Below are 20083 nucleotides of genomic sequence, written 5' to 3'. Positions count from 1 at the left end.
CGCGACATCCTGGCAGGTCGCGCCGTTGGACGACGGGCTACCGCAGCGTACGGCGGAAACCCGATTTCACTGTGGTGGCCGCGCCGTGTATGGTTTTCCACGCAGCGACCGATTGCACGGAGTCGAAGGACGCCGGGCAGCGGAAGCAGGCCCCTTTAGCTCAGTCGGCAGAGCGTCTCCATGGTAAGGAGAAGGTCTACGGTTCGATTCCGTAAAGGGGCTCTTGATCGGCGGCCCGCCCGTGACGTGACGAGCGTCGACCGGCGGGCTTTTGTCGATCATGGCGGTGTAGCTCAGTTGGCAGAGCAAGCGGCTCATAATCGCTGTGTCACCGGTTCAAGTCCGGTCACCGCTACCGAACCCTGCTTCACCCCGTGGCATCCTCGCTCGCCGAGGCCCTGTCTGGTATGGGGTAAAGTATTGGGGTCCGTCTAACGGCCCGTGTCCGCGGGCCTCGCAGCAGCTTCCGATTGGCAGTAGGAGTCGTACTCGTGGCAGCCACAGACGTCCGTCCCAAGATCACGCTGGCTTGCACCGAGTGCAAGGAGCGCAACTACATCACCAAGAAGAACCGGCGCAACGACCCGGATCGTCTGGAGATGAAGAAGCACTGCCCGCGTTGCAACAAGCACACGGCGCACCGCGAGACGCGGTAACCGCGTCGGCTGATCTTCCAGGGCCGCCCACCCCGCCTCGGGGAGGGCGGCCCTCGGCGTTCTGCGGACTTCCGGCGCCGCTATGCTCGAACGCGGTCTTACGACGCTGCAGATTGAGGTTTTCCATGGCCTTGGACCAGTCCTTCGTCGGCCGGACGTATCCGCCGACCCCCGCCTACGAGGTCGGCCGGGAGAAGATCCGCGAGTTCGCGGAGGCGATCGGCGACCCGAACCCGGTGTACCGGGACCCGGAGGCGGCCAAGGCGCTCGGCCACCCGGACGTCGTCGCGCCGCCGACCTTCCCGATCGTGATCTCGATGCCGGCCGCGGACCAGGTGGTCTACGACCCGGCGCTCGGCCTCGACTGGTCGCGCGTGGTGCACGGGGACCAGCGGTTCAACCACGAGCGGCCGATGCGGCCGGGGGACCGGGTCGTGGCGGTGGTGACCGTGGAGTCGATCAAGTCGATCGCGGGCAACGACATGATCACGCTGATGACCGAGATGAGCACGGAGGACGGGGAGCTGATCACCGTAGCCCGCGCCCTGCTGGTCGCGCGTGCCGCGGAGGAGGAGCAGTCGTGACGGAGACCGAGTCCGTGGCCGAGCGCTTCGCGGTGGGCGCGGTGCTGCCCGCGGCGAGCTTCCCGATCACCCGCAAGGACCTCGTGCGCTACGCCGGGGCCTCGGGTGACTTCAACGACATCCACTGGAACGGCCGCTTCGCCGTCGAGGTGGGTCTGCCGGACGTGATCGCGCACGGCATGTACACGATGGCCGTGGCCGGGCGGGTGCTCACCGACTGGGCGGGTGACCCGGCCGCGGTGCAGGAGTACTACGTGCGTTTCTCCCGGCCGGTCGCGGTGCCGGACGACGGGGTGGGCGCGCTGGTCGAGGTGACCGGCAAGGTGACGAAGGCACTGGACGGCGGCCGGGTGCAGGTGGACCTGACCGTGCTGAGCGCCGGGCAGAAGGTGCTCGGCAAGGCGTCCGCGGTGGTGCGGGTCTCGTGAACGGCGCGGTGGGCGAGGGCGGCGGGGGCGGCTGGAAGCACGGCGTGGAGCTGTCCGGGCTGACCACGCTGCGGCTCGGCGGCCCGGCCGGGCACTACTTCGAGGCGGATTCCGAGCAGACGCTGATCGCGGCGGTCAAGGACGCCGAGGGCCACGGCGAGCCGCTGCTGATCCTGGGCGGCGGCTCGAACCTGGTGGTCGCGGACGAGGGCTACCCGGGCAGCGTGGTGCGGGTCGGCCTGCGCGGGGTGACGGCGCGGGACGGGCTGCTCTCGGTGGCGGCGGGCGAGGTCTGGGACGAGGTCGCGGCCCGGTCGGTGGCCGAGGGGCTGGCCGGGATCGAGTGCCTGTCCGGCATTCCGGGCCTGGCCGGGGCGACGCCGATCCAGAACGTCGGAGCGTACGGCCAGGACGTGAGCCAGACGGTCGTGATGGTGGACGCGTACGACCGCGCCACCGGGACGATGACCGTGCTGGACCGCTCCGACTGCCGGTTCTCGTACCGGCACAGCGCCTTCAAGGGCAACGCGCGGTACGTGGTGACCGCCGTGCACTTCCAGTTGGAGGACCTCGGCGGCCTGTCGAAGCCGGTGATGTTCCGGGACGTGGCCGACGCGCTCGGCATCGAGATCGGCGGCCGGGCGCCGCTGGCCGAGGTGCGCGAGGCGGTGCTGGCCCAGCGGCGCAGGCGCGGCATGCTGCTGGACGAGGCCGACCACGACACGTGGAGCGCCGGATCCTTCTTCACCAACCCGATCCTGACGCCGGATCAGCACGCCGAGTTCGAGCGGCGCTGCGCGGCGGCGGGGATCGAGGCGCGGCCGACGGCGTACCCGGAGGCGGACGGCCGGCTGAAGATCTCGGCGGCCTGGCTGATCGAGCACGCGGGCTTCGGCAAGGGCTACGGCTCGGGCCCGGTCACGCTCTCCACGAAGCACACCCTGGCGCTGACCAACCGCGGCGGCGCGAGCACCGGCGACCTGCTCAAGCTGGCGACGGAGGTGCGCGACGGGGTGTCCGCGCGGTTCGGCGTCGGGCTGGTCCCCGAGCCGGTCTTCGCGGCCCCCTTGACTTGGTAGTTATCGGTCACTAACTTAGTTCTCGGAAGGAGGTCCGCCGATGAGTCCGCGGATGGCGATGGAGGAGCGTCGGGAGCTGGTGCTCCGCGAGGCGATCCCGGTGTTCGCCCGCTACGGCTTCGAGGGCGCGACCACCGCCGAGATCGCCAAGCGGTCCGGGGTGACCCAGCCGTACATCTTCAAGCTGTACGCGTCCAAGAAGGACCTGTTCATCGCGGCGTGCGAGCGCAACATGCGCACCACGCTCGAGCAGATGCGCGACTCGGCCGGGGGCAAGACCGGCCAGGAAGCGCTCGAGGCGATGGGCGACGCGTACGTCGAGCGGATGGAGACGGACCGGGACTCGCTGCTGCTGCAGATGCAGCAGTACGCGGCGTGCTGGGACGAGGACGTCCAGCGCACCGTGCGGCACTGCATGCAGGGCATCTGGAACATGGTGGTCGAGCTCACCGGCGTGCCGCTGGAGGAGATCGCCGTGTTCTTCGCCAAGGGCATGATGTGCAACGTGATGGCGGCGGCCGGCCGAGCGGACGGGAACGATCCGCAGTGGCTGCCGGTGCTCATGGCGCTGTGGCCGCACAAGTTCCCGCTGCCGAACGGCCAGTAGGACCGGCGCGTCGGCGCCCGCACTGTCGGGCGCCTCTCTTTTTGACCTGCGAAGTTAGTAATCGATAACTACTCTAAGGGGTTCGAGGACGATGGCCGAATCGACACTGGCCCGGGACGCGGGGGCGTCGCCGGGCACGCAGACCGGCGCCGGAGCGGGCGCCGGAGCAGGTACCGCGCAGGCCGCGCCGACCACGGTCGGCCACCCGGTCCGCACGTTCGTCATCGTGGGCACCGCGATGTTCATGGCGCAGCTCGACAATCTCGTCGTCACCTCCGCGCTGCCCTCGATCCAGAAGGCGCTGCACGCCGGGCTCTCCGGACTGCAGTGGACGATCTCCGCCTACACGCTCACGTTCGCCGTGTTCCTGCTCACCGGCGCGACGCTCGGCGACCGCTACGGCCGCAAGCGGCTGTTCGGCATCGGCCTGACCGTGTTCACGCTCGGCTCGATCGGCTCGGCGCTGGCGCCGAACATCGCGACCCTGATCACCGCGCGCGCGGTGCAGGGCTTCGGCGGCGCGATCATGGTGCCGCTCACCCTGACCCTGCTGTCCGCCGCGGTGCGCCCGGAGCGCCGGGGGCTGGCGATCGGCGGCTGGGGCGCGCTGGCCGGCGTGGCCGTCGCGCTCGGCCCGGTCATCGGCGGCGGCATCACCGACGCCGCGTCCTGGAAGTGGATCTTCTGGATCAACGTGCCGATCGGCATCGTGCTGCTGCCGCTGTCCCGGTACTGGCTCAGCGAGTCGCACGGCCCCTCCCGGCGCCTGGACGTGCCCGGCAACGCGCTGGTCAGCCTGGGCCTGTTCGGCGTGGTCTACGGCCTGATCCGCGGCGGGCAGATCGGCTGGACGCGGCCCGAGGTGCTGGCCGGCTTCGTCGTCGGCGGGCTGCTGCTGGCCGCGTTCCTGGTCTGGGAGTCGCGCACCGCCGAGCCGATGCTGCCGCTCGGGCTGTTCCGCGGCCGGCAGTTCACGCTGGTGAACCTGGCCTCGATGCTGATGTTCTTCGGGATGTTCGGCTCGGTCTTCTTCCTGATCCAGCTCTTCCAGGACGTCTACGGGATGTCCCCGCTGGCGGCCGGCGTGCACGCGCTGCCGTGGACGGCGATCCCGATGGTGGCCGCGCCGATCGCCGGCGCCCTGTCCGACCGGATCGGCGGCCGGGTCATCGTCGGCGTCGGACTGCTCTTCCAGGCGGCCGGTCTCGCCGCGATCGCCGCGGTGACCACGACCACCGTGCCCTACTCGCACGTGATCCCCGGCCTGGTGCTCGGCGGCATCGGCAACGGCCTGTTCTTCGCGCCGATCGCGAACCTGGTGCTCGGCTCGGTGCGCCGCGACCAGGAGGGGCTGGCCTCCGGGGTGAACAACGCGATCCGCGAGTTCGGCGGCGTGCTCGGCGTGGCCGTGATGGGCGCCATCTTCGCGGCCAGCGGCGGGTACGGCCCGACCGCGACGCTCAGTGCCCCGCAGCACTTCGTCAACGGCGTGATCCCGGCCGTCTACACCGGCGCCGTGGTCCTGCTGGTGGCCTCCGCCACGGTCTGGGCCCTGCCGCGGCGCGCCCGGATTCCGGCTGCGGCGTAAGCCATTCGACTCTGGACCGCGGAAACCGTTAGACTGCTCGCCAGTGCAGAGCGATCTGAACCATAGGGTCGTAGCTCAACTGGCAGAGCACCGGTCTCCAAAACCGGGGGTTGGGGGTTCAAGTCCCTCCGGCCCTGCACGGGAAGAACGGACAGGCACCCCCCGGCCTCGGGGGGTGCCTGTCTCGTTCCCGGCGGTGTTTGCCTCGCCGAGGCCGGGACGCGTACGCTGGGGAAAAGACTTCGGCAGGGTGGATCTCGGCCCTGTACCGGTGGTGACGAAGCCGCGTCGGGCGCGCTTTCCATGCGGAAGGTGGCCCTGGCGCGGCTTGCGTCGTACGCTGTGCGGTGCACCGCATCGATCGCGGCTGCCGAGACCGAGCAGTGAGGTAGACAGGTGAGCCAGACGCGCAGCAACGCCGGCGAGGAACTGGACGGCGTCTCCGACGAAGAGGAGTTCGAGGACTCCGAGGAGTTCGACGAGGACTCCGACGTCGTCGAGGACGAGGTCCGGGCCAAGAAGCCGTCGCGCGCCGAGCGCAAGGCCGCGAAGCGCCGCGCCCAGCGGGACAAGGCGGCCGGCAAGACCGCGCCCAAGGCCCCGCGCAAGAAGCGCACCTCGCCCGCGCTGTTCGTCCGGCAGATCCTCGCGGAGCTGCGCAAGGTGGTCTGGCCCACGCGCGGCGAGCTGCTCACCTACACCAGCGTGGTCATCGTCTTCGTGGTGGCCATCATCGGCATCGTCGCCCTGTTCGACTACGGCATCACGCACGCGGTCTCCGCCGTCTTCGGCTGAGCCGGGCCGAGCCCGTCGTAGTTTCCGGCTAGTCTGGTTAACAGCAGGAAACGGAACCACACAGGGAAGAAGAGGCCGTAGTGTCCGACATCAACGAATCGGATTCGGAGCTGCTCGAGGAGCCGCAGGAGCAGGACGCGGCCGTGGACGTGCCCGAGCCCGAAACGCCGGGCACCGCCGACGACTTCCGTGAGGCGCTGCGGCGCTCGCCCGGCGAGTGGTACGTGGTGCACTCCTACGCGGGCTACGAGAACCGGGTCAAGCAGAACCTCGAGACCCGGATCACCTCGCTCAACATGGAGGAGCAGATCTTCCGGGTCGAGGTGCCGATGGAGGAGGCCGTCGAGGTCAAGAACGGCCAGCGCAAGAAGGTCAAGCGGAACAAGTTCCCCGGCTACGTGCTGGTGTGCATGGACCTGACCGCGGACTCCTGGGGCGTGGTGCGCAACACCCCCGGCGTGACCGGCTTCGTCGGCAACGCGCACGACCCGTACCCGCTCACCCTCGACGAGGTGGTCAAGATCCTCGCCGCGGAGGAGCCGGAGGCCGCGGGCGGCGCGCCCAAGCCGGCCGTCGAGGTGAAGGTGCTGGACTTCGAGGTGGGCGACTCGGTCACCATCATCGACGGCCCGTTCGCCACGCTGCAGGCCACGATCAACGAGATCAACGCCGACTCGCAGAAGGTCAAGGGCCTCGTCGAGATCTTCGGCCGGGAGACCGCCGTGGAGCTCTCGTTCTCGCAGATCCAAAAGAACTAGCAGCTTAAAGCGCGAGCTCTGCCCGAGCCCGTCGCCGCACGCGTTTTGGTGTGCGGTGACGGGCTCGGGTACTCTTGGCGTTTGTGTCATCAGACCCCCGCATGCTCGGCGAAAGCATGCGCGCAGGGTGGACACGTTCAGGGAAATCACCTTTCCAGAGTTAAGGACCCGGAGCATGCCTCCCAAGAAGAAGCTCGCAGCGATCATCAAGCTGCAGATCAAGGCCGGTATGGCGAACCCGGCCCCGCCGGTCGGCCCCGCGCTGGGTCAGCACGGCGTGAACATCATGGAGTTCTGCAAGCAGTACAACGCGGCCACCGAGAAGAACCGCGGCGAGGTCATCCCCGTCGAGATCTCGGTCTTCGAGGACCGCTCGTTCACCTTCATCACCAAGACGCCGCCGGCGCCGAAGCTGATCCTCAAGGCCGCGGGCCTGGACAAGGGCAGCGGCGTGCCGCACAAGGACAAGGTCGGCTCGATCACGCAGGCCCAGCTGCGCGAGATCGCGCAGGTCAAGATGGAGGACCTGAACGCGAACGACATCGAGGCGGCGGCGAAGATCATCGCCGGCACCGCCCGGTCCATGGGCGTCACGATCTCCGACTGATTCAGGGCTCTGCCCCAAGCGGAACCCGAAGGTGGTAGGGCCTCGCGCGGCCCGAATACACCACGAACTCCAACAAGGAGCGAAACATGAAGCGCAGCAAGGCCTACGAGGCGGCGGCCGCCAAGATCGACCGCGACGCCCTCTACGCACCGCTCGACGCGGTGAAGCTGGCCAAGGAGACCTCCTCGGCCAAGTTCGACGCGACCGTCGAGGTCGCCTTCCGCCTCGGGGTCGACCCCCGCAAGGCCGACCAGATGGTCCGCTCGACCGTCATCCTGCCGCACGGCACCGGTAAGACCGCCCGGGTCCTGGTCTTCGCCACCGGTGAGCGCGCTGAGGCGGCCCGTGCCGCGGGCGCCGACCACGTCGGCGGTGACGAGCTGATCGACGAGGTCGCCAAGGGCTTCCTCGACTTCGACGCCGTCGTCGCCGACCCGGCGCTGATGGGCAAGGTCGGCCGCCTCGGCCGCGTCCTCGGCCCGCGCGGCCTGATGCCGAACCCGAAGACCGGCACCGTCACCCCGGACGTGGCCAAGGCCGTCTCCGACATCAAGGGCGGCAAGATCGAGTTCCGCGTCGACCGGCACTCCAACCTGCACCTGGTGATCGGCAAGGCCTCGTTCACCACCGAGCAGCTGGTGGAGAACTACGCCGCCGCCCTCGACGAGGTGCTCCGGGTCAAGCCGTCCGCGGCCAAGGGCAAGTACCTGAAGAAGGTCACCATCGCCACGACGATGGGCCCCGGCGTGCCGGTGGACTCCAACCGGACCCGCAACCTGCTCGGCGAGGAAGAGGACTGATCCAGTCCCCTCCCGAGACGGTTTCGATACCGATTCGAGCCTGAAGAGGCGCCCCGCGACGCGGGGCGCCTCGTTCGCTCTACCGGACGAGATGGCTAGGCTGGGCTCGCGACTCAAGGCGGCGGCGCACGGCCGCCGCGACGGGAGGGTTCGACATGAAGCGCTCGAAGGCACGGCTCGGCATCGGCGCCGCGGCCGCGTCGCTGGCCGTTCTGGCCGCGGCGGGCTGCTCGGGTTCGGGCAGCGGCGGCGCGACGGCGCAGGGCACCACGGCGGCCGGGGACCCGGCCTCGCTGACGCTGGTGGCCGACGCGATGAACAAGGCGGACTCGGCGGGCACGGTCAAGGTCACGGGGACCATGACGACGCCGGGCTCGACGACGCCGATGACGATGACGGCCGAGGAGGAGTACAGCCCCAGCCTCGAGATGTCGATGACCACGCAGCTCAACGGGCAGAGCATCAGCGAGGTCCTGATCGCCGACAAGCTGTACATGAAGTACGCCGGGCTCTCCGCCATGATGGGCGGCAAGCCCTGGGGCGAGATCGACCTGTCCCAGGCGACCGGCTCGCTCGGCTCGCTCTCCACGCTGCTGTCCTCGGTGCGCGACCAGAACCCGACGACGCAGATCTCGGCGCTGGTGGCCTCCGGCGACGTCTCCAAGGTCGGCACGGCGACGGTGGACGGTCAGCAGACGACGCACTACTCCGGCACCCTGACGACGGGTCAGCTGGCGACGCTCAGCGGCGGTTCCGCGCACCTGAGCGCGGCCCAGGTCGCCCAGCTCAAGAGCCTGCTGCAGGACGCCGGCGCCAGCGCGGTGACGATCGACGTGTGGATCTCGTCCTCCGGCCTGCCGGTGGAGGAGAAGTACGCGGAGAAGCTGAGCTCCGGCACGGTGACCGGCGACATGCACCTGTCGGACTGGGGCGCCCCGGTGTCGGTCGGCGCGCCGCCCTCCGCTGAGGTCTACAACATGACCTCGGCGCTCACCGGCGCCGTGGCCAGCGCGAGCGCGGCCGCCGCGACGTCCTCGCACTGAGCGTCCCGCCTTCGGCGGGTTGTCCCGCTTGGGGCGGGACAAGCACCGAATTTGCACCGAGCGCGGGCCACCGGTTAGCCTTGGGCCAATCCGATGACCGCTGGTCGTTACGTCGTGCGCGAGCGCGGCGAACCGAAGGTCCTGTGTCCACAGGTGGCCCGCGCAGGTGTGCTGTGAACGAAGATCCGCCTCGATCGCCCGAGCGGAGCTGCGACCTCATGCGCCTGCGCATGGGGTTTTCTTGTTTTCCCGGGATGTTCAGCGGTCTCACAAACACCGTCCCGGAAGGAGGGCCATGGCGAAGTCCGAGCGTCAGGCCGCCGTCGAGGAGATCACGGCGCAGTTCCGTGAGTCCAACGCGGCCGTGCTGACCGAGTACCGCGGGCTCACCGTGAAGCAGCTCAAGGAGCTGCGTCGCGCCCTGGGTGCGGACACGCAGTACGCCGTCGTGAAGAACACCCTGACCAAGCGAGCGGCCGACGCGGCCGGCATCGAGGGTCTTGAGGACCTGCTGGCGGGCCCCTCCGCGATCGCCTTCATCAAGGGCGACGCGGTCGAGGCCGCCAAGGGTCTGCGTGACTTCGCGAAGGCTCACCCGCTGCTGGTGATCAAGGGCGGCGTGATGGACGGCAACACGCTGTCCGCCGCCGAGATCACCAAGCTCGCCGACCTCGAGTCCCGCGAGGTCCTGCTGGCCAAGGCCGCCGGCGCCATGAAGGCGTCCCTGGCCAACGCCGCCGCCCTGTTCCAGGCCCCGCTCACGCAGTTCGCCCGCACCGCGGACGCCCTGCGCGCGAAGGTCGAGCAGGACGGCGAAGCCGCCGGCGAGTAGTCCCGCCTCAGGCTGCGGCACGCACGCGCGAACCGCCGCCCGACCCTTATTCGCAGTACCGAAAGGAAGCCATCATGGCGAAGCTGAGCAACGAAGAGCTCCTCGAGTCCTTCAAGGAAATGACCCTGATCGAGCTCTCCGAGTTCGTCAAGCTGTTCGAGGAGACCTTCGACGTCAAGGCCGCCGCTCCGGCCGCCGTCGCGGTCGCCGGCCCGGCCCAGGGCGGCGGCGCTGCCGAGGCCCCCGAGGAGAAGGACGAGTTCGACGTCATCCTCGAGTCCGCCGGCGACAAGAAGATCCAGGTCATCAAGGTCGTGCGCGAGCTGACCTCCCTCGGCCTGAAGGAGGCCAAGGACCTGGTCGACGGCGCGCCGAAGCCGCTGCTCGAGAAGGTCAACAAGGAGACCGCGGACAAGGCCGAGGAGGCCCTCAAGGCCGTCGGCGCCGGCGTCTCGGTCAAGTAGTTCCGGCCAGGCTCGAAACGAGCCCCGCGCGCCTCGCGGCGCCGGCGGTCTCGTTGGGCCGTATGGACCACTCAGTGGGCCGTACGGGTGGATCGCCCCACCCGTACGGCCCACTGGCCTTTTCCGGCCCCGCAGGGCCCCTCCAGGAGGCCCCCGGCCCTCGCGCCATCCTGGCGCCAGGCTCACCCGTACGTGTCCCCACGCGCCGTCTGCGCCCGCGTGCCGCGGCCGGGCGGCCCGAATCGGCTGCGCCCGATGAGTGATCATGTGCCGCCGGGGGTAAGGACTCTTCCGAACGGCTGGAGAAGTGGCGGAAATCGGCCGGTCACGAGGTCAAGGGGCTTGTCACTCTTGACGAAACGGCCGGAGCGCGCAATTCTCTGGTCGTCTGCATGAGACGCGGCGGCCTCACCAAGGCAGCGCAAGCCGGTGCCGCCGCGTACGCATGACACGGTTCGGATCGTGGTACCCGTCCGCGGGGGCCATGGACGGACCCGGTCGGACCGCGGTATCCGCCCCGTCGCATCTGCCGGGGCACCGCCGCGTAGGAGTCTGAAGACTCCCTGCCGAACGGTCCGACTCCGCCGGGCTCAACAGTGCGTTCTGCGGCACTGGGCCTGGCTCTGAACTGGGCTTTTACGAAGCCCGCGAGCCGGACTCGACAGCAGTTGGCCTTTCGGCTACACTGCTCGTTTGCGCTGCCTTCTACCGTATGAGCACGTTCCGGAGTCTGCCGATCACCCCCTCCACGGGTGTCGGCACTGTCGAGGACCCCGGGGCGCGGCCCGTCCGCTGACGACCGGTGGCGCGAAGTGAGTCCGAGCCCTCGGAAGGACCCCGTCACCTTGGCCACCGCCGCCCCGCACGCCGTGAACGGTAATAACAACAGCACCGCCCCCCGCCGAGTCTCCTTCGCGAAGATCCGCGAGCCGCTGGAGGTCCCGAACCTCCTGGCCCTGCAGACCGAGAGCTTCGACTGGCTCGTGGGCAACCAGGCATGGAAGGACCGCGTCGCCGCGCAGCAGGCGGCCGGCCTCGAAGTGCCCACCACCTCGGGCCTGGAGGAGATCTTCGAGGAGATCTCTCCCATCGAGGACTTCTCCGGGTCGATGTCCCTGACCTTCCGCGACCACCGCTTCGAGCCCGCCAAGTACTCGATCGACGAGTGCAAGGAGCGGGACTTCACGTACGCCGCCCCGCTCTTCGTGACCGCCGAGTTCACCAACAACGAGACCGGCGAGATCAAGAGCCAGACCGTGTTCATGGGCGACTTCCCGCTCATGACCAACAAGGGCACGTTCATCATCAACGGCACCGAGCGTGTCGTGGTCTCGCAGCTGGTCCGTTCCCCCGGCGTGTACTTCGAGCGCTCGATCGACAAGACCAGCGACAAGGACATCTTCACCACCAAGGTCATCCCGTCCCGGGGTGCCTGGCTGGAGCTGGAGATCGACAAGCGCGACCTGGTCGGCGTGCGCATCGACCGCAAGCGCAAGCAGAACGTCACCGTGCTGCTCAAGGCGCTCGGCTGGGACGACGCGAAGATCCTCGAGGAGTTCGGGGACTACGAGTCGATGCGGCTGACCCTGGAGAAGGACCACACCGCGACCCAGGACGACGCGCTGCTCGACATCTACCGCAAGCTGCGTCCGGGCGAGCCCCCGACGCGCGAGGCGGCGCAGAACCTGCTCGAGAACCTGTACTTCAACCCGAAGCGCTACGACCTCGCCAAGGTCGGCCGGTACAAGATCAACAAGAAGCTGGGCACCGGCCAGGCCATCGACAACGGCGTGCTGACCGTGGACGACGTGGTCGCGACCATCCGCTACATGGTCAAGCTGCACGCCGGCGAGACCGAGATGGCCTCGCTGGTCGAGGGCGCCCCGGAGATCGTCGTCGAGGTCGACGACATCGACCACTTCGGCAACCGCCGCCTGCGCACCGTCGGCGAGCTCATCCAGAACCAGGTCCGCACCGGCCTGGCGCGGATGGAGCGCGTCGTGCGCGAGCGGATGACCACCCAGGACGTCGAGGCGATCACGCCGCAGACGCTGATCAACATCCGGCCGGTCGTCGCCTCCATCAAGGAGTTCTTCGGCACCAGCCAGCTGTCCCAGTTCATGGACCAGACCAACCCGCTCTCCGGACTGACGCACAAGCGGCGCCTGTCCGCGCTGGGCCCGGGCGGTCTCTCCCGTGAGCGGGCGGGCTTCGAGGTCCGCGACGTGCACAACAGCCACTACGGCCGGATGTGCCCGATCGAGACGCCGGAAGGCCCGAACATCGGCCTGATCGGCTCGCTCGCCTCCTACGGCCGGATCAACGCGTTCGGCTTCGTCGAGACGCCGTACCGCAAGGTCGTCGAGGGCGTGGTCTCGGACGCGGTGGACTACCTGACCGCCGACGAGGAGGACCGCTTCGTCATCGCGCAGGCGAACTCCCCGCTGAACGCGGACGACACCTTCGCCGACGAGCGCGTCCTGGTCCGCCGCCGCGGCGGCGAGGTCGACCTGATCCCGGGTGTCGACGTGGACTACATGGACGTCTCGCCGCGCCAGATGGTGTCGGTGGCCACGGCCATGATCCCGTTCCTCGAGCACGACGACGCCAACCGCGCCCTGATGGGCGCGAACATGATGCGCCAGGCGGTGCCGCTGCTGCGCAGCGAGGCCCCGCTGGTGGGCACCGGCATGGAGTACCGCTGCGCGGTGGACGCGGGCGACGTCATCCGGGCCGAGAAGCCGGGCACGGTGGCCGAGGTCTCGGCCGACTACGTGACGGTGGCCAACGACGACGGCACCCAGACCACCTACCGGGTGGCGAAGTTCCAGCGCTCGAACCAGGGCACCTCCTTCAACCAGAAGGTGCTCGTGGACGAGGGCGTGCGGGTCGAGGTCGGCCAGGTGCTGGCGGACGGCCCGTGCACCGAGGCCGGCGAGATGGCGCTGGGCAAGAACCTCCTGGTGGCGTTCATGCCGTGGGAGGGCCACAACTACGAGGACGCGATCATCCTCTCGCAGCGCCTGGTGCAGGAGGACGTCCTCTCGTCCATCCACATCGAGGAGCACGAGGTCGACGCCCGGGACACCAAGCTCGGCCCCGAGGAGATCACCCGGGACATCCCGAACGTCTCCGAGGAGGTCCTGGCGGACCTCGACGACCGCGGCATCATCCGGATCGGCGCGGACGTCGTCCCCGGCGACATCCTGGTCGGCAAGGTCACGCCCAAGGGCGAGACCGAGCTCACCCCGGAGGAGCGGCTGCTGCGCGCCATCTTCGGCGAGAAGGCCCGCGAGGTGCGCGACACCTCGCTGAAGGTCCCGCACGGTGAAGAGGGCAAGGTCATCGGCGTCCGGATCTTCGACCGCGAGGAGGGCGACGAGCTGCCCCCGGGCGTGAACCAGCTGGTGCGCGTGTACGTCGCGCAGAAGCGCAAGATCACGCACGGCGACAAGCTGGCCGGCCGCCACGGCAACAAGGGCGTCATCGCGAAGATCCTGCCGCCGGAGGACATGCCGTTCCTGGAGGACGGCACCCCGGTCGACATCATCCTCAACCCGCTGGGCGTCCCGTCCCGGATGAACCCGGGACAGGTCATGGAGACCCACCTGGGCTGGATCGCGAAGACCGGCTGGAAGGTCGAGGGCGAGGACGAGCCCGGCGAGGAGTGGAAGGCCCGCCTGCGCGGCATCGGCGCCGACCAGGCCGAGCCCGGCACCAACGTCGGAACCCCGGTCTTCGACGGCGCCCGCGAGGACGAGATCAGCGGCCTGCTGGACTCGACCCTCAAGACCCGGGACGGCGTGCAGATCGTCAACCGCACCGGCAAGGCGAAGATGTTCGACGGCCGCTCCGGCGAGCCGTTCCCGTACCCGATCTCGATCGGCTACATGTACATCCTGAAGCTGCACCACCTGGTCGACGACAAGCTGCACGCCCGCTCGACCGGTCCGTACTCGATGATCACCCAGCAGCCGCTCGGTGGTAAGGCGCAGTTCGGCGGTCAGCGCTTCGGCGAGATGGAGGTGTGGGCCCTCGAGGCCTACGGCGCCGCCTACGCGCTGCAGGAGCTGCTGACGATCAAGTCCGACGACGTGACCGGCCGCGTGAAGGTCTACGAGGCCATCGTCAAGGGCGAGAACATCCCCGAACCCGGCATCCCCGAGTCCTTCAAGGTGTTGATCAAGGAAATGCAGTCGCTCTGCCTCAACGTGGAGGTGCTGTCGAAGGACGGCAGCTCCATCGAGATGCGCGACACGGACGAGGACGTCTTCCGTGCCGCAGAAGAGCTCGGTATCGACCTGTCCCGGCGCGAGCCGAGCAGCGTCGAGGAAGTCTGAGGGGACTGATAACACATGCTCGACGTCAACTTCTTCGATGAACTGCGGATCGGTCTGGCCAGCGCGGAGCACATCCGGGAGTGGTCCTACGGCGAGGTGAAGAAGCCGGAGACCATCAACTACCGGACCCTCAAGCCGGAGAAGGACGGCCTGTTCTGCGAGAAGATCTTCGGTCCCACCCGGGACTGGGAGTGCTACTGCGGCAAGTACAAGCGCGTCCGCTTCAAGGGCATCATCTGCGAGCGCTGCGGCGTCGAGGTCACCCGTGCCAAGGTGCGCCGTGAGCGGATGGGCCACATCGAGCTGGCCGCGCCGGTCACCCACATCTGGTACTTCAAGGGTGTGCCCAGCCGGCTCGGCTACCTGCTCGACCTCGCGCCGAAGGACCTCGAGAAGGTCATCTACTTCGCCGCGTACATGATCACCTGGGTCGACACCGAGCGCCGGCAGCGCGACCTGCCCTCGCTCGAGGCCAAGATCTCGGTCGAGCGGCAGCAGATGGAGCAGCGCCGCGACTCCGAGCTCGAGAACCGCCAGCGCAAGCTGGAGGAGGACCTCGCGGCCCTGGAGGCCGAGGGTGCCAAGGCGGACGCGCGCCGCAAGGTGCGCGAGTCGGCCGAGCGCGAGATGAAGCAGATCCGCGACCGGGCGCAGCGCGACCTGGACCGCCTCGACGAGGTCTGGTCCCGGTTCAAGAACCTCAAGGTCCAGGACCTCGAGGGCGACGAGGTGCTCTACCGGGAGATGCGGGACCGCTTCGGCCTGTACTTCTCCGGCGGCATGGGCGCCGCGGCGCTGCAGAAGCGCCTGGAGTCCTTCGACCTGGACGCCGAGGCGGAGAACCTGCGGGAGATCATCCGCACCGGCAAGGGCCAGAAGAAGACCCGCGCCCTGAAGCGGCTGAAGGTGGTCTCGGCGTTCCTGCAGACCAACAACAGCCCGATGGGCATGGTGCTCGACTGCGTCCCGGTGATCCCGCCGGACCTGCGTCCGATGGTGCAGCTGGACGGCGGCCGCTTCGCGACCTCCGACCTGAACGACCTGTACCGCCGGGTGATCAACCGGAACAACCGGCTCAAGCGGCTGCTCGACCTCGGCGCGCCCGAGATCATCGTGAACAACGAGAAGCGGATGCTCCAGGAGGCCGTGGACTCGCTGTTCGACAACGGCCGCCGCGGCCGTCCGGTCACCGGTCCGGGCAACCGTCCGCTGAAGTCGCTCTCCGACATGCTCAAGGGCAAGCAGGGCCGCTTCCGGCAGAACCTGCTCGGCAAGCGCGTCGACTACTCGGCCCGTTCGGTCATCGTCGTCGGCCCGCAGCTCAAGCTGCACCAGTGCGGCCTGCCCAAGGCGATGGCGCTGGAGCTGTTCAAGCCGTTCGTGATGAAGCGCCTGGTCGACCTGAACCACGCGCAGAACATCAAGTCGGCCAAGCGCATGGTCGAGCGTGCCCGCTCGGTCGTGTGGGACGTGCTGGAAGAGGTCATCACCGAGCACCCGGTGCTGCTCAACCGCGCCCCCACGCTGCACCGCCTGGGCATCCAGGCCTTCGAGCCGCAGCTGGTCGAGGGCAAGGCGATCCAGATCCACCCGCTCGTGTGCACCGCGTTCAACGCGGACTTCGACGGCGACCAGATGGCCGTGCACCTTCCGCTGTCCGCGGAGGCGCAGGCCGAGGCCCGCATCCTGATGCTGTCCTCGAACAACATCCTCTCGCCGGCGAACGGCCGCCCGATCACCGCGCCGACGCAGGACATGGTCCTGGGCCTGTTCTTCCTCACCATGGAGAAGAAGGACGTGCGCGGCGAGGGCCGGGCGTTCGGCTCGATCTCGGAGGCCGTGATGGCCTTCGACAACCGCGAGCTGGACCTGCAGACGCCGATCGACCTGCGGCTGATCGAGGCCGTGCCGCCGCGCGACTGGGAGGCTCCCGAGGGCTGGGAGTCCGGCCAGCCGTTCCGGATCCGCACGACCCTCGGCCGGGCCATCTTCAACGAGGCCCTGCCGCTGGACTACCCGTACGAGAACCGGCCGATCGCCAAGAAGCAGCTCTCCCAGATCGTCAACGACCTGGCCGAGCGCTACCCGAAGGTCCAGGTCGCGATGACCCTGGACAACCTGAAGGCGGCGGGCTTCCACTGGGCGACCCGGTCCGGCGTGACCATCGCGATCGAGGACATCGTGGTGCCGCCGACCAAGGGCCAGATCCTCGAGGGCTACGAGTCCAAGGCCGACCGGGTGCAGAAGCAGTACGAGCGCGGTCTGATCACCAAGCAGGAGCGGACCGAGGAGCTCATCGGCATCTGGACCGAGGCGACGAACGACGTCGCCAAGGCGATGGAGAAGAACTTCCCGCGGGAGAACCCGATCTTCATGATGGTGGACTCGGGCGCCCGAGGAAACATGATGCAGATGCGGCAGATCGCCGGTATGCGCGGTCTGGTGTCGAACGCGAAGAACGAGACCATCGCCCGTCCGATCAAGGCCTCGTTCCGCGAGGGCCTGACCGTGCTGGAGTACTTCATCTCCACCCACGGTGCCCGCAAGGGCCTGGCGGACACGGCCCTGCGCACCGCCGACTCGGGTTACCTGACCCGCCGTCTGGTGGACGTCTCGCAGGACGTGATCATCCGCGAGGAGGACTGCGCCACCGACCGCGGCATCATGATGCCGATCGGCGAGCGCGGCGAGAGCGGCGCGCTGTTCGCGGCGGAGAACGTGGAGACCTCGGTCTACTCGCGCACCCTCGCCGAGGACGTCGTGCACGAGGGCAAGACGCTGCTCAAGGCCGGCGCGGACCTCGGTGACGTGGTCATCGCCGAGCTGGTCAAGAACGGCGTGGCCGAGGTCAAGGTGCGCTCCGTGCTCACCTGCGAGTCCAAGGTCGGCACGTGCGCGATGTGCTACGGCCGTTCGCTGGCCACCGGCAAGCTGGTGGACGTCGGCGAGGCGGTCGGCATCATCGCGGCCCAGTCCATCGGTGAGCCCGGCACGCAGCTGACGATGCGTACCTTCCACACCGGTGGCGCCGTCGGCGGTGACGACATCACCCAGGGTCTGCCGCGTGTCATCGAGCTCTTCGAGGCCCGCAACCCGCGCGGTGTGGCCCCGATCGCCGAGGCCGCCGGTGTCGTCAAGATCGAGGACACCGACCGCACCCGCAAGATCGTGATCGTGCCGTCCGACGGCACCGAGGAGATCGCCTACCCGGTCTCCCGCCGCTCGAAGCTGCTGGTCAGCGAGGGCGAGTCGGTCACGGTCGGGCAGAAGCTGGTCAACGGCGCGGCCAACCCGCACGACGTGCTGCGGGTGCTCGGCCAGCGGGCGGTGCAGCAGCACCTGGTCAACGAGGTGCAGAACACCTACCGCTCGCAGGGTGTGTCGATCCACGACAAGCACATCGAGATCATCGTCCGGCAGATGCTCCGCCGGGTGACGATCATCGAGACGGGCGACTCCGAGCTGCTCGCGGGCGACCTGGTCGAGCGCGGCAAGTTCGAGTCGGAGAACCGTCGCGTGGTGTCCGAGGGCGGCCAGCCCGCCTCCGGCCGCCCGCAGCTGATGGGTATCACGAAGGCCTCGCTGGCCACCGAGTCCTGGCTCTCGGCCGCCTCCTTCCAGGAGACGACCCGGGTGCTGACCGACGCCGCCATCCACGGCAAGTCGGACTCGCTGGTCGGCCTGAAGGAGAACGTGATCATCGGTAAGCTCATCCCGGCCGGTACGGGCATGCAGCGCTACCGGAACATCAAGGTCGACCCGACCGAGGAGGCCAAGGCCCAGATGTACACCCTGGCGGGCTACGACGAGCTGGACTACAGCCCGTTCGCCATGGGTGGCTCCGGCCAGGCCGTCCCGCTGGAGGAGTACGACTTCGGCGGCTACGCCGGCTGACGCCTGCGGTCTCAGCGACGCCCCCGCCACGCGAAAGCGCGGCGGGGGCGTTCGGCGTCTGCGGGGGTTTTCGGCGCCGGGGACGTGTCGCTGGTCTCCCGGATCGCCGGTCTCCCGGAGGTCGGCTTGGTCCCAGCTACAGACTGCTGATAAAGACGCCGGCGGCGACCGCGGCGAGCAGCGCGGTCGCCAGGTGCGCGGCGTGCTGCACGTCGTGCACCAGGTAGAGGGTGAGGGTGACGAGGGCGACGCCGAGGGCGGTGCCGAGGCCGCGGGTCATGTTGACCAGGCCGCCGCCGGTGCCCGCGGCGCGGGCCGGGATGGCGCCCATGACGATCGTGTTGTTCGCCGGCGTGAAGGTGCCGAGACCGAGTCCGAGCAGGGCGAGCAGCGGCATCTGGCCGGCCGGGGTGAACGGCATGGGGATGAGAGCGATGAGCGCGATGACGGCGAGCGCGGAGCCTGCGAGCGCGCGGCGGCGGTCGGTCCAGGCGAGGGGCAGCACGTGGTTCGCGCCGAGCGCGGCGGCGGCGAAGCCGAGCGGGAGCGCCGTGAGGATGAGTCCGGCGCGGGCGGACTGGTGGGAGCCGAGCACGTCGGGCACCAGGACGAGCGGGCCGAAGAGCACGAGGTAGCCGCCGAGCGCGCCGGCCAGGCCCGCGGTGATCCGCCGCGTACGCAGCAGGATCGGGTCGACGAGCGGGAAGGCGGCCGCGTTGATGCGCCGCCAGAAGCCGTAGCCGCTGACGGCCGCACCGAGGTACAGCAGCGCCGTCGCGTACCCGGGGAGGCCGAGGCCGGAGCCGCTGGAGATGCCGAGCAGCAGCGCGGTGCTGGCGAGCCCGAGCAGGGCCAGGCCTGGCCAGTCGAAGGAGTCGGTGGACGCCTTGGTGCGGGTGCGCGGCAGGAGGTAGTAGCCGGCGACGACCGCGATGACGCCGACCGGGACGTTCACGAGGAACACCCAGCGCCAGCCCAGTGTGCTGACGATGACGCCGCCGAGCGCGGGGCCGAGGGCGAGGCCGAGCGCCTGTGCGCCCGCCTGCACGCCGAGTGCCGCGCGCATTCGCTCGCGCGGCGCGCTGGTCGTGACCAGGGCGACGCTGTTGGCCTGGAGCAGCGCTGCGCCGAACGCCTGGATGAGGCGGAAGCCGACGAGCGCGCCGAGCGTAGGTGCGAGCCCGCACGCGGCGGACGCGAGGGTGAAGACGAGGAAGCCGTAGAGGTAGCAGAGCTTGCGGCCGTGCGCGTCGGAGAACCGGCCGACCGGGACCAGCAGCGCGACCAGCACGAGCAGGTAGCCGAGCGACACCCATGAGACGGCGGCGGTCGAGGCGTGGAACTCCTCGGACAGCGCGGGATAGGTCAGGGTCGCGATCGAGGCGTCGAGCTGGCCCATGAAGGCGCCGAAACAAACCGTGGCGATGGCCAGCCACCAGCCGTTCGGCGCCTCGCGTATCCGCCGCGGCCGAGGGCGTTCGGTGGTGAAAGCCACGCTCAGAGTATGCGTCGGGTTCATCGGTACCGCCTCCCCGCCCAGCATAGCCAAAGTGCTTCGGGAACCGAAATACTTGGCAGACGCAGCTGTTGTCCGGCCGGGTACAGTGG

General features: G+C 69.1%; 14 protein-coding genes, 3 tRNA genes and 2 pseudogenes. 18 read left to right on the top strand and 1 reads right to left on the bottom strand.

Annotated elements, in window-relative coordinates; genetic code table 11:
* Window positions 1–149 precede the first annotated feature (149 nt).
* The 18 genes and pseudogenes from KDK95_RS03740 (at window position 150) to KDK95_RS03655 (ending at window position 18475) form a co-directional block, all read left to right on the top strand.
* Window positions 150–222 (top strand) — tRNA-Thr (locus KDK95_RS03740).
* A 60-nt stretch (window positions 223–282) separates the two neighbouring features.
* Window positions 283–355, top strand: a tRNA-Met gene (locus KDK95_RS03735).
* 136 nt (window positions 356–491) lie between these two features.
* Complete coding sequence (gene rpmG / locus KDK95_RS03730; protein ID WP_212516555.1) at window positions 492–656, top strand: 50S ribosomal protein L33; 165 nt, start codon at window positions 492–494, stop codon at window positions 654–656.
* Window positions 657–781: 125 nt separating this feature from the next.
* Window positions 782–1240, top strand: coding sequence for a MaoC family dehydratase N-terminal domain-containing protein (locus KDK95_RS03725; protein ID WP_212516554.1), 459 nt, complete (start codon window positions 782–784; stop codon window positions 1238–1240).
* Window positions 1237–1668, top strand: a complete 432-nt coding sequence (locus KDK95_RS03720; protein ID WP_307844132.1) for a MaoC family dehydratase — start codon at window positions 1237–1239, stop codon at window positions 1666–1668. Before KDK95_RS03725 ends, KDK95_RS03720 begins: the two co-directional genes overlap by 4 nt.
* Window positions 1665–2747: a UDP-N-acetylmuramate dehydrogenase gene (locus KDK95_RS03715; RefSeq protein WP_212516553.1), complete on the top strand. Its 1083-nt coding sequence runs from the start codon at window positions 1665–1667 to the stop codon at window positions 2745–2747. Before KDK95_RS03720 ends, KDK95_RS03715 begins: the two co-directional genes overlap by 4 nt.
* Window positions 2748–2787: 40 nt before the next feature.
* Complete coding sequence (locus KDK95_RS03710) at window positions 2788–3354, top strand: TetR/AcrR family transcriptional regulator (RefSeq protein ID WP_212516552.1); 567 nt, start codon at window positions 2788–2790, stop codon at window positions 3352–3354.
* 91 nt (window positions 3355–3445) lie between these two features.
* Window positions 3446–4942, top strand: coding sequence for a DHA2 family efflux MFS transporter permease subunit (locus KDK95_RS03705; RefSeq protein WP_212516551.1), 1497 nt, complete (start codon window positions 3446–3448; stop codon window positions 4940–4942).
* A gap of 64 nt (window positions 4943–5006) precedes the next feature.
* Window positions 5007–5079: transfer RNA gene (locus KDK95_RS03700), tRNA-Trp, on the top strand.
* 421 nt (window positions 5080–5500) lie between these two features.
* Window positions 5501–5737 (top strand): annotated as a pseudogene (gene secE / locus KDK95_RS38085) (preprotein translocase subunit SecE); the annotation flags it as partial.
* 65 nt (window positions 5738–5802) lie between these two features.
* A pseudogene (gene nusG, locus KDK95_RS03690) lies at window positions 5803–6495 on the top strand (transcription termination/antitermination protein NusG); the annotation flags it as partial.
* Between the two features lie 175 nt (window positions 6496–6670).
* Window positions 6671–7102 (top strand): 50S ribosomal protein L11, encoded by a 432-nt coding sequence (rplK, locus tag KDK95_RS03685; protein ID WP_212516550.1) that lies wholly within the window; start codon window positions 6671–6673, stop codon window positions 7100–7102.
* Between the two features lie 86 nt (window positions 7103–7188).
* On the top strand, window positions 7189–7902 hold the full coding sequence (gene rplA / locus KDK95_RS03680) for a 50S ribosomal protein L1 (protein ID WP_212516549.1): 714 nt from the start codon (window positions 7189–7191) through the stop codon (window positions 7900–7902).
* A gap of 155 nt (window positions 7903–8057) precedes the next feature.
* Window positions 8058–8945, top strand: coding sequence for an SCO4651 family lipoprotein (locus KDK95_RS03675; protein ID WP_212516548.1), 888 nt, complete (start codon window positions 8058–8060; stop codon window positions 8943–8945).
* Between the two features lie 295 nt (window positions 8946–9240).
* Window positions 9241–9777 (top strand): 50S ribosomal protein L10, encoded by a 537-nt coding sequence (rplJ, locus tag KDK95_RS03670; protein WP_212516547.1) that lies wholly within the window; start codon window positions 9241–9243, stop codon window positions 9775–9777.
* A gap of 74 nt (window positions 9778–9851) precedes the next feature.
* Entirely contained in the window at window positions 9852–10241 is a 390-nt protein-coding gene (gene rplL, locus KDK95_RS03665; protein ID WP_212516546.1) for a 50S ribosomal protein L7/L12, read from the top strand.
* Between the two features lie 845 nt (window positions 10242–11086).
* Entirely contained in the window at window positions 11087–14581 is a 3495-nt protein-coding gene (gene rpoB / locus KDK95_RS03660; protein WP_249160174.1) for a DNA-directed RNA polymerase subunit beta, read from the top strand.
* A gap of 15 nt (window positions 14582–14596) precedes the next feature.
* Window positions 14597–18475, top strand: a complete 3879-nt coding sequence (locus KDK95_RS03655; RefSeq protein ID WP_212516545.1) for a DNA-directed RNA polymerase subunit beta' — start codon at window positions 14597–14599, stop codon at window positions 18473–18475.
* A gap of 136 nt (window positions 18476–18611) precedes the next feature.
* Here the strand turns inward: KDK95_RS03655 and KDK95_RS03650 are convergent, their stop codons facing one another.
* A complete protein-coding gene (locus KDK95_RS03650; protein WP_212516544.1) occupies window positions 18612–19970 on the bottom strand; it encodes an MFS transporter in 1359 nt (452 codons plus the stop codon).
* Between the last annotated feature and the right edge of the window lie 113 nt (window positions 19971–20083).

The sequence above is a fragment of the Actinospica acidithermotolerans genome (genome assembly GCF_018139625.1).
Classification (GTDB): domain Bacteria; phylum Actinomycetota; class Actinomycetes; order Streptomycetales; family Catenulisporaceae; genus Actinospica; species Actinospica acidithermotolerans.
This window is presented reverse-complemented; position numbering and strand designations above follow the sequence as displayed.